Origin of the sequence: Enterobacter sp. JBIWA003, from assembly GCF_019968825.1 — a bacterium.
GTDB classification, from domain to species: Bacteria; Pseudomonadota; Gammaproteobacteria; order Enterobacterales; family Enterobacteriaceae; genus Enterobacter; species Enterobacter quasiroggenkampii.
Genome location: NZ_CP074170.1, coordinates 3,204,057 through 3,218,401 on the forward strand (window position 1 = coordinate 3,204,057; position 14,345 = coordinate 3,218,401).

Here is a 14,345-nt window from a genome sequence, read left to right on the forward strand (position 1 = left end):
TTTTCCTGTAATAAAGCAGTTATCATTCCTTCCGTGAGCGGGTATCATCAGCCGATAGTGTAAACGCACGATTTTATGCGTTAAGAGTTACTCATTTAACATTGAGGTTGAAGATGAAATTTCTGGTCACCGGCGCTGCCGGCTTTATCGGTTTCCACGTCAGCGAGCGCCTGCTGCAGGCAGGACATCAGGTTGTAGGAATTGATAACCTTAATGACTATTACGATGTCAATCTGAAGCAAGCGCGACTGGATCTGCTTACATCCGACAATTTCACTTTCCATAAGCTGGATCTGGCCGATCGCGAAGGGATGGCCTCGTTGTTTGAAGCTGAGAAGTTTGACCGCGTGATCCACCTCGCCGCGCAGGCTGGCGTACGTTACTCTCTGGAAAATCCGCACGCTTACGCGCAATCAAACCTTATCGGCCATCTCAACGTACTGGAAGGCTGCCGACACAACAAGGTGCAGCATTTACTGTATGCTTCTTCCAGCTCTGTTTACGGTCTGAACCGAAAGATGCCTTTCTCCACCGATGACTCGGTTGATCACCCGGTTTCCTTGTATGCCGCGACGAAAAAATCCAACGAACTGATGTCGCACACCTACTCTCATCTTTACAATCTGCCGACGACCGGCCTGCGCTTTTTCACCGTTTATGGGCCATGGGGCCGTCCGGACATGGCGCTGTTTAAATTTACTAAGGCCATGATTGAAGGCAAAAGTATTGATGTTTACAACTATGGCAAGATGAAGCGCGACTTCACTTATATCGATGATATTGTTGAAGCTATTATTCGCCTGCAGGATGTTATCCCTCAGGCCGATGCGAACTGGACCGTTGAAACAGGGTCCCCGGCGACCAGCTCTGCGCCGTACCGTGTTTACAATATTGGCAACAGTGCGCCAGTAGAGCTGATGGATTACATCACCGCGCTGGAAGAAGCGTTAGGCAAAGAAGCGGATAAAAATATGATGCCTGTTCAGCCAGGTGACGTGCTCGAAACAAGCGCGGATACCACGGCGCTCTATGACGTGATTGAGTTTAAGCCGAAAACGTCGGTGAAGGAAGGCGTGAAGAATTTTGTGGACTGGTATCGCAGTTTCTACAAGGTATAAAAAACAAAACCCGGCGAATACGCCGGGTTTTTTATGCGTTACGGGCAGTAATCAGTCGCTGCCGAACAGATCGCGGGTATACACTTTATCCGCAACGTCCGCCAGCTCTTCCGCCATGCGGTTAGAGATGATCACGTCCGCCTCTTTCTTGAATGCATCCAGATCACGCACCACGCGGGAATGGAAGAACTCATCTTCCTTCATTACCGGTTCATAAATAATGACCTGTACACCCTTGGCCTTAATGCGCTTCATGATGCCCTGGATGGAAGATGCACGGAAATTATCGGAGCCACTTTTCATAATCAGGCGATAGACGCCCACCACTTTCGGCTGACGGGAAAGTATTGAGTCAGCTACAAAATCTTTGCGGGTCCGGTTGGCATCAACAATCGCCGAGATGATGTTGTTAGGAACAGACTGATAGTTAGCCAGCAGCTGCTTAGTATCTTTCGGCAGGCAGTAACCGCCATAGCCAAACGACGGGTTGTTATAATGATTGCCGATACGTGGATCCAGACAAACGCCTTCGATAATTTGACGGCTATTCAACCCCAGGCTCTCTGCATAGCTGTCCAACTCATTAAAATATGCCACACGCATGGCAAGATACGTGTTAGCAAAAAGCTTGATGGCTTCCGCTTCGGTCGAATCGGTGAACAGCGTTGGAATATCTTTTTTGGTCGCCCCTTCCTGCAGCAGCGCAGCGAATCGCTCGGCGCGCTCTGAACGCTCGCCAATAACGATGCGTGATGGGTTCAGGTTGTCATACAGCGCACGCCCTTCACGGAGAAATTCCGGGGAGAAGATGACATTATCAATGCCGTACTTTTCTTTAACGGACTGGGTAAAACCAACCGGGATGGTGGATTTAATGATCATCACCGCGTTCGGGTTGATTTCCGTAACATCGCGGATCACCGACTCAACGCTCGAGGTGTTGAAGTAGTTGGTTTTAGGATCATAGTCGGTCGGTGTGGCGATAATCACATAGTCCGCCCCACGGTAAGCATCCTGCTTGTCAGTGGTTGCGCGGAAGTTTAGCGGCTTCGTTGCCAGATACTCTTCAATCTCTTTATCTACAATCGGGGACTGCTTCTTGTTAAGCATGTCCACTTTAGCCTGCACGATATCCAGCGCAACCACTTCGTGGTTCTGAGCAATCAAGATACCGTTGGAGAGACCTACATAACCTGTACCGGAAATTGTTATTTTCATTCGCGAATAACTTCTGTAAGTGAGCTGTAGAGATGACCGCAGGGCCATCACGATAATCAATAACTGTAGGGCTTTTTACCTCCTGCCTTGTGGGAGTGTCAAGGCGAAGCCTTAGGAATAGCCCGTCCAGGTACAACATTCAGACTACTTCGAATATGTGGTTGTGATTTTGGTGAAAAAAAACCCGGAGAATATCTCCGGGTTTATATAACAACCTGAGGCTAAATCAGATTAGTCCAGCCATTCCGTGTGGAACACACCTTCTTTATCTGTACGCTTATAGGTATGCGCACCGAAATAATCACGCTGAGCCTGAATGAGGTTAGCCGGCAGTACCGCAGCACGATAGCTATCGTAGTAGGCTACTGCAGCAGAGAAGGTCGGAACCGGGATACCGTTCTGCACCGCGTAGGCTACCACGTCACGCAGCGCCTGCTGGTATTCGTCAGCGATTTTCTTGAAGTACGGTGCCAGAAGCAGGTTGGCGATACCGGCGTTTTCAGCATAGGCATCGGTGATTTTCTGCAGGAACTGCGCACGAATGATGCAGCCCGCACGGAAAATCTTCGCGATCTCACCGTAGTTCAGATCCCAGTTGTTCTCGTCTGATGCCGCACGCAGCTGAGAGAAGCCTTGCGCGTAAGAAACGATTTTCCCCAGGTACAGTGCACGACGCACTTTCTCAACGAACTCCGCTTTATCACCTGCTGGTTTAGCCTGCGGGCCAGACAGCACTTTAGATGCCGCCACGCGCTGCTCTTTCAGAGAAGAGATGTAACGCGCAAAGACAGATTCGGTGATCAGAGACAGCGGTTCGCCCAGATCCAGAGAACTCTGGCTGGTCCATTTACCGGTGCCTTTGTTCGCTGCTTCATCCAGAATCACATCAACCAGGTATTTACCCTCTTCATCTTTCTTCGTGAAGATATCTTTGGTGATGTCGATCAGGTAGCTGTTCAGCTCGCCTTTGTTCCACTCGGTGAAGGTTTCAGCCAGCTCTTCATTGGAGAGGTTCAGGCCGCCTTTCAGCAGGGAATATGCTTCCGCGATCAGCTGCATATCGCCGTATTCAATGCCGTTGTGCACCATTTTAACATAGTGCCCTGCACCGTCCGGACCGATATAGGTCACACACGGCTCGCCATCTTCTGCAACAGCTGCGATTTTTGTCAGAATAGGCGCCACCAGCTCGTATGCTTCTTTCTGGCCGCCAGGCATGATGGATGGGCCTTTCAGCGCGCCCTCTTCACCACCGGAAACACCGGTACCGATGAAGTTAAAGCCTTCAGCGGACAGTTCACGATTACGACGAATGGTGTCCTGGAAGAAGGTGTTACCGCCATCAATGATGATGTCGCCTTTTTCGAGATAAGGCTTCAGGGAGTCGATAGCTGCATCGGTACCCGCGCCCGCTTTCACCATTAACAGGATACGACGAGGGGTTTCCAGAGATTCAACGAATTCTTTAACCGTATAGAAAGGGACCAGTTTCTTGCCTGGGTTCTCGGCAATCACTTCTTCGGTCTTATCACGGGAGCGGTTGAAAACGGAAACGGTATAACCACGGCTTTCGATGTTGAGCGCCAGGTTGCGCCCCATCACTGCCATACCGACAACGCCGATTTGTTGCTTAGACATTACATACTCCTGTCAGGTGTGGATACCCAGCCAGATAAAGACCTGGCGGGCTTAAAAGCAAGTAATAATTATGTTAACTCAATACTCAGCTAAAGATATAGCAACTGATGCGCTATAGCCCACGCTCATTGCTTCGCTCATGACCTAACAAGCGTGTCAGCGCAACAGTTGGTTGACTCTCTATATCTGCCTGAATAAACGACAATAAAAATTGTACGCCAAGTATAATAGGTAACGCAGCGAGCATCACTGTACCACTTGTTGCCGGAGTATTCGTTGCGACAGAGTGATACCAGGCACCGGTACCATAAATGGTCCCGAAGATGAAGAGTAATGTTCCTAATACTAATTCAATAGAGGCAATCGAAAACCCACGAAGGAAATAATTATAAAATATACGCTTACAAAGATTCTTAATATTACCTTTTAAAAAAGGAAATAATATTTTCTTAATGTTAAGGTTTGATACCTCATCACCGTAAACAGCATCCATTGGGATATCTAAAACTTTAGCGCTTACGACGTTTAATCTAAAAAGAATATCAGATTCAAAAAAATATCGTTTACTAATTTTGTCTAAAGGCAATTTTTTTAAAGCAATAGCTGAGATTGCAGTATATCCATTGGTCGGGTCGAAAGTTTTATAATATCCAGAGGAAAATTTAGTCATAAACGACAAAATAGCATTGCCGAAAAGACGGATCTTCGGCATCGGCTTCAACCCTTCAATTTCGTGAAACCGATTACCTTTCGTATAGTCTGCTTCACCATGCTGAATGGGACGCACAAATAGCTTAATGAGGGTTGGATCCATTTGCCCATCCCCATCTACTTTAACAAAAACATCGGCGCCTTCAGTGAGACCAACTTTATAACCATGGATAACCGCACCGCCCACACCTTGATTTTCCTGATTGAATAAAACGCGAACACGTTTATCATTACAGTTCTCAAGGATATATTCTCCAGATTTCTCTGGGCATTTATCATCCACTGCGTAAATAAATGAGACTTCGTCCCCAATATCAGCAATAACTTTTAAGATATGTTCCTTTACTTTGTAGCAGGGAATTACGACTGCAATTTTAAAATCATTCGCCATGGTCGTCATTTTTTATAAACCCAAATTTTAGCGATTAAGAAACTAATAAAGAATAAAAAAATCTCAACGACTACTTTTGTAAGAGCCATGAGTTTTACTGATGAGGTACTTAATAAAAAACATTCAATCATATATATCAGCAGTGTGCTTAGCAGCGTCATCCCTGACCAATAGACAACAAACTTTAGGAATACATATCTGTCCACTTTTTTTCTAAAAGTATATCTGCCGTTAATGTAATAACCAACGCATGCAGCCAAACCTCGAGAAAAAACATTTGCTAAAACGACACTGAGACCTACACTTGTTAAACAGGTAAAAATTATCGTATCAAGTCCGAATTGAATTACGCCACATATAAAAAACAAAATTAACTTATTCATTTAATTACTTCTTAATAGAAACATTTTTACATGGGGTATCAATACCGGACATAAAACAACGCTGAGGAACGGAAATTACATCTGTTGCACTGAGTTCAATTACATTGCTTTCAGGGACAAGATGAATATGTGCATAACGGTTGAATATTTTGTTCATTTCCTCTTTATTAAGATTTGGAAATTTTTTATACCAGAATGCTAACTGTGGAGTTGTGAGCACATGATTTCCTGAAGGATATCCTAAACCATTAATAATCGAACCGGACATTGCAGCCAAAGCAACTCCATATTGACTAACTTGCTGCTTATATATTTCAGTTGCTGGTGTTTGATAATTTTTCTGGAAAATAAATCTTGAATCCTGCAATGGATTGAAAGCAAAGAACACAGCTAATGAATATATTACAGTAAGGCTTGATAGAGCCAGCATGGCATTATTCTTGAAACGAATGAGGACTAAACTAACCAACGCGCCTATCAAAAGAGCAATCAGTTCTACTTGTGCAGGTTTTATTCCACCTTTAAAAATGATAAACAATCCGGCATAAATAATTGTAAAAATTCCAATGCGACGCGCAGTAACATTTAAAGGAATACGAATAAGCGCTATCACAGCTAGTATATTAACAACCAATCCAAGACCTAGCATCATTCGCACAGCAGGCACTTTATCAAGGAAAAGGTATTTCCCTAACGCTGCTGGGACTGGGAACATCGTCCATAACAACATAATCATAACGCACAGCGCTGGAATTAAGAATTTATCAAGCAGATTAAATGAAAGTGTTAATCGTACTTTTTTATAATTTGTATAAAACAAGATAAGAACAGGTAAAAGTGTAGCCCAAGTTGAAATTTGACAAATATTACTAATGTCTTTCCACTTCAGCAATTCGTAGTTTTTATCAAACCAAAGCGATGGAAAGAAAAGCGATTGGAACATCGCCCAGGAAATAATACTACCACCATTCTCACTCCTAACACCGGGATAAACGGTGTTTTTCATGAGTTCAATATAGTCATGGAAGTATAAATAAACAACTACTACAGCAGCAATACCAGCGGCAATAGCCAGAATAAGCTCCCGCAACTTCACAGTACGTAGATCAACTACATTCCAAATCCATACTATAGCGACTAATAATAAAGCGTACGTAAAAGGAGGATAAAGGTTACCAATTTGCCAGCAGGCCAAGAACCAGAATAAAAGAATGGCGTAAATCGAAGAAGACTTTATATTATATAAGGAATAAAGCACCCAAGGAAAAAAAGCAAATGTTGAAGCATTTACTGTCCACCAGAACTGTACGCTTCCGGTAAAATAAAAAGCAACACTAAGCAGGAAAGCAGAAAGTTCATCTGCACCCATGATTTTAATAATTTTCTGAAAACCAATCACAAAAAAAGCAAACAATGTAAAATAATAAAGAGAAAAAGCATATGCAGGCGGCAGAATAAGATAACCCCATTGCGCCGGTTTAAAGATCAGACCCCAGTCAAAAATAGGTAAACCATAATTAATTCGCAAATCTTCTTTATAAATTGACGTATGATTAAAACGCTCAAAGCCATTATTTACTAAAGCCTGAGTAAGAGGTGTTTGTACAACCCATTCATCTGAACGGATTGCTCTAGCTTTGCCAAAATCTGGGTGTGCATCAATGCCGATCCCGTCTAAAGCCAAGCTATAAGAAGAAGGTGACCAGGCATTAGTAACGTAAATAACGCCAAATAATAAACAAATCAGCAAATACAATCGCGAATCATTTATATTTAAAGTTTTCATCAGCACACCAATAAATTTAATATTAAATTCTGGATAACAGATTACCCGTTATCCAGTTTACGTTCTAATTATCGTTTAAGAGCAAATGAACCAAAACTTAGATCTAATGAAAGATTAGGGTTGTAAGCAGGATCATTAAAGAGAATGTTACCATATAACAATTCCATTGATTTAATTTCTTGCTTGAATCGTTCAATTTTCTCTGGTGCCAGATCGCTCCCTCGAGTCGCTGATTCATGATGATACATTTCGGCAAATGGTGTCCAAAGATTATGATACCCGGCCTGATGAACACGTATACAGAAATCAACATCATTGAAGGCTACAGCAAAATCTTTTTCATTCAGCCCACCGACGTTTTCATAAATTTCTTTACGTATTACAAGACATGCAGCAGTCACCGCTATAAAATTTTGGACAAGATTAGCTCTTCCAAAGTAGCCTGGGTCGTTACGATGTATCCCCAGATGCGCATGACCGGCAATCCCCCCTAATCCTAATATGACGCCTGCATGTTGCACAGTGTCATTGGGATAAAGTAATTTAGCCCCAACTGCACCAATTTCAGGACGTACTGCTTGACTAACCATTTCGTCAAGCCAGTCAGGTGAAATAACCTCTATATCATTATTCATGAGACATAACAACTCACCCTTCGCTACTTTAACTGCCTCATTATTCAAGCGCGAAAAGTTAAAGTTACCATCATCGCGAACAACACGGATATTATCCCGCTCATTTAATTCAGCAAAATAATCTAACGAAGAAGGGTCATCACTACCATTATCAACTAAAATGATCTCAAAGTTCGAATACGTTGTTTTTTCAAATATGCTGTCTATACACTGTTTAACTAATGCTTTCGCATTTCTTGTTGGAATAATTATACTAACCAAAGGCAGTTGTTTAGGTAATTTATATTTTACCCGCAGCATCAACATACCTTGTTTAGCCTCTTCTACCTGTGCGGCAATATTATTCCGCTCAAGATATTCTTGAACTGCACGAATACCGGCCAGGAAAGCATATGGTTTTTGTTCGCCCCCTGAGGCTGTACTACCAGGAATAATGCGCCAATGGTAAAGAATCTCTGGGATATGAACTATTTTATTTGCCGTTACGTGATCGAGGCAACGTAAAACAAGATCATAATCCTGGCTGCCTTCCAAACCAGGTCGGAAACCACCAACTTTATCAATGAGGGATTTGCTGAATACCCCTAAGTGGGAGAACATATTCTGCGACAGAAAAAGATCACGATTCCAGTCTGCCTTAAAATAGGGTTCGCAACGTACTCCATCGGCTGAAATTTTATCTTCATCTGAATAAATTAGCTGCACATCAGGTTGGTTATTAATCGCTTCAACCACTTTATAAAGCGCGTGTCGAGGCAGTAAATCATCCTGATCCATCAAAGCAACATATTCACCTGTCACTAATTCAATAGCAGAATTGCTTGCATTCGATATGTGCCCATTTTTCGAGCGGAAAGTAATTTTAATTCGAGGATCAAGTGCAGCATATTCTTTTAACTTTAATACGGTTTCTTCCGAAGTTGAAGCATCGTCGGCAATACAAAGTTCCCAGCGGCTATAAATTTGATTGCGAACTGATTCTATAGCTTCGCATAAATATTTTACAGGTGCGTTATAGCATGGCATAACAATACTTATCGTTGGCAAATGCTCAAATGAAGCTAGCCGGGAGGAAAAGGCCGTCAACTTTACGCTGTCAATATTTTCATGCTTCTCGATCCATTGTTCATATCCGTAAATCGGTACCGCATTGGATGATACAGGAACTGGATTCATTGCACGTTTGAGCTTGCTTATAAAACCGGTATAACCATACGAACGATAACGTTGATATGACCAAAGCGCTAACTGTGTATAGCCTCCTAGCTGATTCTTTTTCAAGTTAAGAACCTGGTTCAGACGTGATAGTTTACTTTTTAAATGCATATTTTTAGGTGTTCCACGCCGAGAAAGTGCCAAAGCAACACGCTTTGTAAAACGTAACGGCTTAGTTAACTTCCAACTTAAGGAATTAAACATTAATGCTTTTTCTTCCTCAATTTTTTTCAAAGATTCTGCTAATTCCGTTGCAGATTTTGCCTGAAGTGATAATTCATTTTGCAATCTATCTAGTTCATTGGCTTGCCTATCAAGTTGATGACAGAGCAACTCATAATTGTTCAGGTAAGAAGCATACTCGTTATGCTGAGATTCAAGTTGTGTTGTTAAATTATCGACATGAACCTTTGTCGCCAGAAGCTCATTTTCTTGTATAGTAATCTGCTGCTTCAGCGTGGTTACATTAACTCGATAGCTTATCGTTGAGTTTAAGGCTACATCAAGAAGCGATTGATAATTATCTCTCCCCGTTACTTCCACAGAAAAACGTGCTTCTTCTTCGGCCCATTCAAGAAAAGCGGTAGAAGGAATGTCAGGCCAAATATGCTGCAATACCTGGGAAGCCAGATCGAAATAAGTTTTGGCAAATACTGAAGAAGATGATTCGTATGATTTAATTCGAAAGAGCGAGTGGAATACTCCACGCCAGGCTATCAGTCCAAACTTGCTAGTTTTACCGTTATCCCATTCCCTATCAAAAATAGTGTAGCCACCATTTCCGTCGTTAATAATATTAAATGGAAGTGCATCAAAATAATCGTTTGAGATAGTATCCTCAAAGGATGGAATTACATCATCACTTGGTGAAGAAATAACTTTTAGCCATTTTATAAATACATCTGTCAACTCAGACACTGTCCAATCACGCAGGTTAACAATACGAACAACTTCACGCCATAAACTTTCACCTTGATAAAAAGGTTCATTAATAGATACTTCGTCATTTTCAATAGATAGCGATTTGCTAATTACATTTATTTGTTCATTATCATCAAGTTTAAAAATGGTTTCTTTGTTATTTTCTTGCGACCTGGCATCAGAGTAGTGCCAAGCTAAAATGCTCTGATTACAAATTTCTGAAACATTGTTTCCAGCAACAATTAAAAAAGAGTTGCTTAATTCTGGCGCCAAAGAATTTTGCCAAACAACATGATTAAATTGTTCAAGAGAAAAATGATAATCTGCTACGCCTTGCATATCTGCAGCAACAGATTCTACAGCGAGCGATGAAAGTTGTGGGGAATATTTTGTCGTACCTATTGGTGATACAACGGTGACAGGGAGTTTATAATCAGGCAAAGGTACAAACTCTTGCGTCTGAGGGAATCCTGCACCAGTAAGTTTGTTAATCAATTCTTGTCGCGCATAGGTTCTGACAGATTTATCTTTATATGCGTCATTAACCCCCACCATTGGTACCGCGAGATGATCTTCATTTGCACCAGCAAGATATTTTGCGCCAATTTTATTCTCGATAGCGACAAATAAGCATCCGTTGTTATTTAGTCGTTCACGGCAATTCTGTAATAACGTTGTATCACCGTCAGTTCCGAGAAACATCGATGCATATTCCAGCACCCCAATAAGCATGACAGCGTCAAACTCTCCTAAATCGGGTAGCTGGTCACTAGGACAACAAATTATAGTGACATTTTCTAAGTCAGCGCATCGCTTGCTGGCAATCCGTGCACGACGAATACTACCTTCTACGGAAATTACCGTCGCACCAGCTTCGGCAAGGAAACGAGTGATTGCTCCACAGCCACAACCAATTTCCAAGACTCGTTTACCATTGAACCAACTTTTAAAGGGTTGTAAGAGATTAGAACGACGTGAAGATAAATGATATAATGAAGGCCAATCTTTAATCCATGGCTTTAGTTCGTCTGAAAAAACACTATGGTCTTGGGTCTGTTCGAGTACAGAAATAAGGTAATTTTCCGCTTCATCGCCATCACTATACATGAAGGGAGCTACTTTCTCTTTCGTCCAAACTTTGATGTCATCGTTAAAGATAAACGAAGAGTCATTTAATTTCGTCGTTAAATTATTTTTCATCACAGCTTATCTTAGCCCTTAAGTCAACCAGACCGATGAATTCTTCTGTCGGTTCAACAGTAATATGTATTGAATCGTAGCGCCGATCGTGCGGAATAACCTCACCATTGGCATCACAGCTTGCTATTCCAACAGAAATGAAATAATCACCTTGATAGAGTTGTTGGGGCATCAAGACATTTATATTAAGTTCTTGCCCGGACTTTGTAATATCAGCAATAATAATACTTTGCAACTCAGTGTTAGTATTATAAATAGTTACACCATCTTTGGTTTTTACTGCAAACCCAAAGATAGGACGTACTATTTCTTGGAAAAATTTTATCCTAAATTTAAAACTAATATTTTGATTGTTATTAAGTATTACTGGATATGTTTCTTTACCTTGCGCCAGTATAAAATCTGTGATTTCGGCACATTTATCCCCCCAACGATATTCAGAAGGATTATAATTTAAGCGTTTTTCATATCCTTGGTTATCTTCCCAATTAATATTGGGAGAGTTATCTGAAAGTGAAATATTGCTATTATTTTCTACAACATTTTTTTCTGCTTGCTTGGCTTTGCTATTTTTTCCAAATAGTAGATCTAGATACTGATTCACTACAACTTTTGGTCGATCCTGTGCTAACAGCAAGCCATCATTAAGTAAAATAGCTCTATCGCAATGCGTTACAATCTGCTCTGTCGCATGTGAAACAAAAAGTATTGAAGTTCCGTTTTCTTTTAATTTTTTAAGTCGATTAAAGCATTTTGCCTGAAATTTTGCATCCCCAACGGCAAGTGCCTCATCCACAATTAAGATTTCAGGATCTAGCTGTGCCTGGATAGCAAAAGCGAGACGAACCAACATCCCACTGGAGTATGAGCGAACCGCGGAGTCAATAAAATGGCCAATATCAGCGAAAGCTAAAATATCATCCAGTTTATTATCAACCTGTTCCTTGCTTAAACCTAATAGAGAGGCATTAAGATAAACGTTTTCTCGTCCTGTGAATTCATTATTAAAACCTGCACCGAGCTCTAGTAGTGCCGCTACGCGACCATTAATAGTAACAGAGCCTGAAGTAGGTGTTAGTGTCCCCGCAATTATCTGTAATAGCGTTGATTTGCCAGAGCCATTTTTTCCCACTACCCCCAGGGTCTCTCCTCTTGGTAAAACAAAGTTAATATCCTGTAATGCCCAGAACTCATCATAATTTACGCGTTGGACACGTTCCGTGTGTTCTTTTTGCTTCCCGAAGAGGATTTGTTTTAGTCTTTGTACAGGTTTATTGTATACCTGATAACATTTGCTAATATTTTTGACTTCAATCGCATAATTATCAGATGACATCTGCGAATCCTTTTCTTGTTTTCTGGAACCAGATATAACTTAACCATAGGCAAACTATTGATGCTACAGTATAAATAGCTAAACCTTTAAAGTCTGGCGTCCCTCCCCAAATAATTACCTTCCGTGATTCCTCAATAATAAAAGTTAGTGGGTTAATCATTACAATATGTTGGAACACCGGTGGTAAAGCAGACAACGGATAAAACACAGGAGCAAGGAATAGCAGTAACGTAGTGATAATGCCAATAATTTGACCTATATCGCGAAGATAAACACCAAGTGCTGATAAGAACCATGAAGCAGCAACAGTAAAGATAATCATAGGAAGGAAAATAAGTGGTGCCAGTAATACAGTCCAATGTGGTATACCGTTAAAGATCGTAAAGGCCAAAATCAATACGGCGAAACTAATGAAAGTATGAAAAAGTACAGACAATAAAGTTACGACCGGCAATATTTCTAATGGAAAGATTACTTTTTTAACGTAATTTGCATGTTGTAAAATTAGACTAGGCGCACGCATCAAATTCTCAGCCAGAAAGCCATGAATGATCATTCCAACAAATAGTATTAATGCAAATTGGGTCTTAGGTTCATCTGCCGCACCATGTCCCCATCCAGCCTTAAAAACAACGGAAAATACAAATGTATAGACTGTTAGCATAAATATAGGATTTATCAGAGACCAGAATATACCAATAAATGATCCTTTATAACGACTAACAATATCCCTTTTGCTCATTTCAAAAATAACATTTTTGTTTCTGTAAAGACAACTTATTAATGACCATAGTGAAGAACTATGATTTTCATGTTGCAGCACTATTATACCTCATAGTAATTTTGCTGAAGAATCAAATCTTCTTGAAAAGAACCGCTATTAAGAATGCAATTGTACCGAAAGAAGTTTGTCTATATAGTTTAATTTTACTGAATTTTATTATGCGAGTAATGAGATGTGATGATCTGGCTTCAATGAAATTTTCTAATACCCAACGACTTTCTTTTGATAATTGCAGCGGCATTGCATTTAACGCATTTAAATTGCATTGTATCCAGTCACGAAAATGGCCATCGAATAATCCATTGATTCTTCGCAAGCGTGCACGCCATCCGAGATTAGAGCCTATTATATTATTAGTATGTTGACGATATTTTATTGTTGGTACTTCATCATAAAGAATAATACCATTGCAGCCCGAAATTAAAATATAAACCCACCAATCGTGCGAAACAATCTTAAAATCCTGAGGAGTTAAGTTTATAATATTACGTGCAGCCTGATTAAATAACATCGTATTACCGCCAGCTATACTTTGTATCAGCGCATTACGGAAAGAAGGCTTTTTACAAAATAATGGGGAGTATCCGATGCATTCATCTTTTTCATTAACAAGCATTGTCCTACCGCAATGTAATGCTGGGACCTTTGTATTGTCTATTTCTAAAGAGCTTATTTTTCCTAAACTCCGTTCCAGCTTATCACTTAGCCATTCATCATCTTGATCGCTGAAAGCATAATAATCATACGCCCCACCACATTTCTGTAGTAGCGTGAGAAAATTCCAGGCAAATCCCTTGCCTGGCCCTTTAATAATATGCAATTTGTTCTTTCCCAGACGAGCCTGATATTCCTTAAGAATATCGAGAGTGTCATCAGTAGAACCATCATCTGAAGCAAAAATTTCCCAAGATGTATACGTTTGAGAAATAATCGAATCAAGTTGCTTACGAAGGAATTTGCTGCCATTAAACGTACATATTAAGACGGCAATATTGTTATCGGATATCAT

At 40.9% G+C, this 14,345-nt stretch carries 10 protein-coding genes; 1 reads left to right on the top strand and 9 read right to left on the bottom strand.

Annotated features, from left to right (window positions below):
- Window positions 1-113: 113 nt before the first annotated feature.
- Complete coding sequence (locus tag KGP25_RS15475) at window positions 114-1,118, top strand: NAD-dependent epimerase (RefSeq protein WP_223539238.1); 1,005 nt, start codon at window positions 114-116, stop codon at window positions 1,116-1,118.
- A gap of 51 nt (window positions 1,119-1,169) precedes the next feature.
- Here KGP25_RS15475 and ugd read toward each other — a convergent pair whose 3' ends face one another.
- The 9 genes from ugd to KGP25_RS15520 form a co-directional block, all read right to left on the bottom strand.
- Window positions 1,170-2,336 (bottom strand): UDP-glucose 6-dehydrogenase, encoded by a 1,167-nt coding sequence (gene ugd / locus KGP25_RS15480; RefSeq protein WP_021241437.1) that lies wholly within the window; start codon window positions 2,334-2,336, stop codon window positions 1,170-1,172.
- Between the two features lie 231 nt (window positions 2,337-2,567).
- Window positions 2,568-3,974 (bottom strand): NADP-dependent phosphogluconate dehydrogenase, encoded by a 1,407-nt coding sequence (gndA, locus tag KGP25_RS15485; RefSeq protein ID WP_023325612.1) that lies wholly within the window; start codon window positions 3,972-3,974, stop codon window positions 2,568-2,570.
- Window positions 3,975-4,086: 112 nt separating this feature from the next.
- Window positions 4,087-5,085, bottom strand: a complete 999-nt coding sequence (locus KGP25_RS15490) for a glycosyltransferase family 2 protein (RefSeq protein ID WP_223539239.1) — start codon at window positions 5,083-5,085, stop codon at window positions 4,087-4,089.
- Window positions 5,082-5,459 carry a GtrA family protein gene (locus KGP25_RS15495; protein WP_048223976.1) on the bottom strand — a complete coding sequence of 126 codons (378 nt, stop codon included), beginning with the start codon at window positions 5,457-5,459 and terminating at the stop codon, window positions 5,082-5,084. The genes KGP25_RS15490 and KGP25_RS15495 overlap by 4 nt, the downstream gene beginning before the upstream one ends.
- Window positions 5,460-5,463: 4 nt before the next feature.
- Window positions 5,464-7,245, bottom strand: a complete 1,782-nt coding sequence (locus tag KGP25_RS15500; RefSeq protein WP_223539240.1) for a hypothetical protein — start codon at window positions 7,243-7,245, stop codon at window positions 5,464-5,466.
- Between the two features lie 68 nt (window positions 7,246-7,313).
- Entirely contained in the window at window positions 7,314-11,216 is a 3,903-nt protein-coding gene (locus tag KGP25_RS15505) for a glycosyltransferase (RefSeq protein ID WP_223539241.1), read from the bottom strand.
- The gene (locus tag KGP25_RS15510; RefSeq protein WP_048223982.1) at window positions 11,206-12,552 is read right to left on the bottom strand and encodes an ABC transporter ATP-binding protein; all 1,347 of its coding nucleotides are present in this window, start codon (window positions 12,550-12,552) and stop codon (window positions 11,206-11,208) included. Before KGP25_RS15510 ends, KGP25_RS15505 begins: the two co-directional genes overlap by 11 nt.
- Window positions 12,542-13,375, bottom strand: coding sequence for an ABC transporter permease (locus tag KGP25_RS15515; protein ID WP_223539242.1), 834 nt, complete (start codon window positions 13,373-13,375; stop codon window positions 12,542-12,544). Before KGP25_RS15515 ends, KGP25_RS15510 begins: the two co-directional genes overlap by 11 nt.
- 31 nt (window positions 13,376-13,406) lie before the next feature.
- Complete coding sequence (locus tag KGP25_RS15520; protein WP_223539243.1) at window positions 13,407-14,345, bottom strand: glycosyltransferase family 2 protein; 939 nt, start codon at window positions 14,343-14,345, stop codon at window positions 13,407-13,409.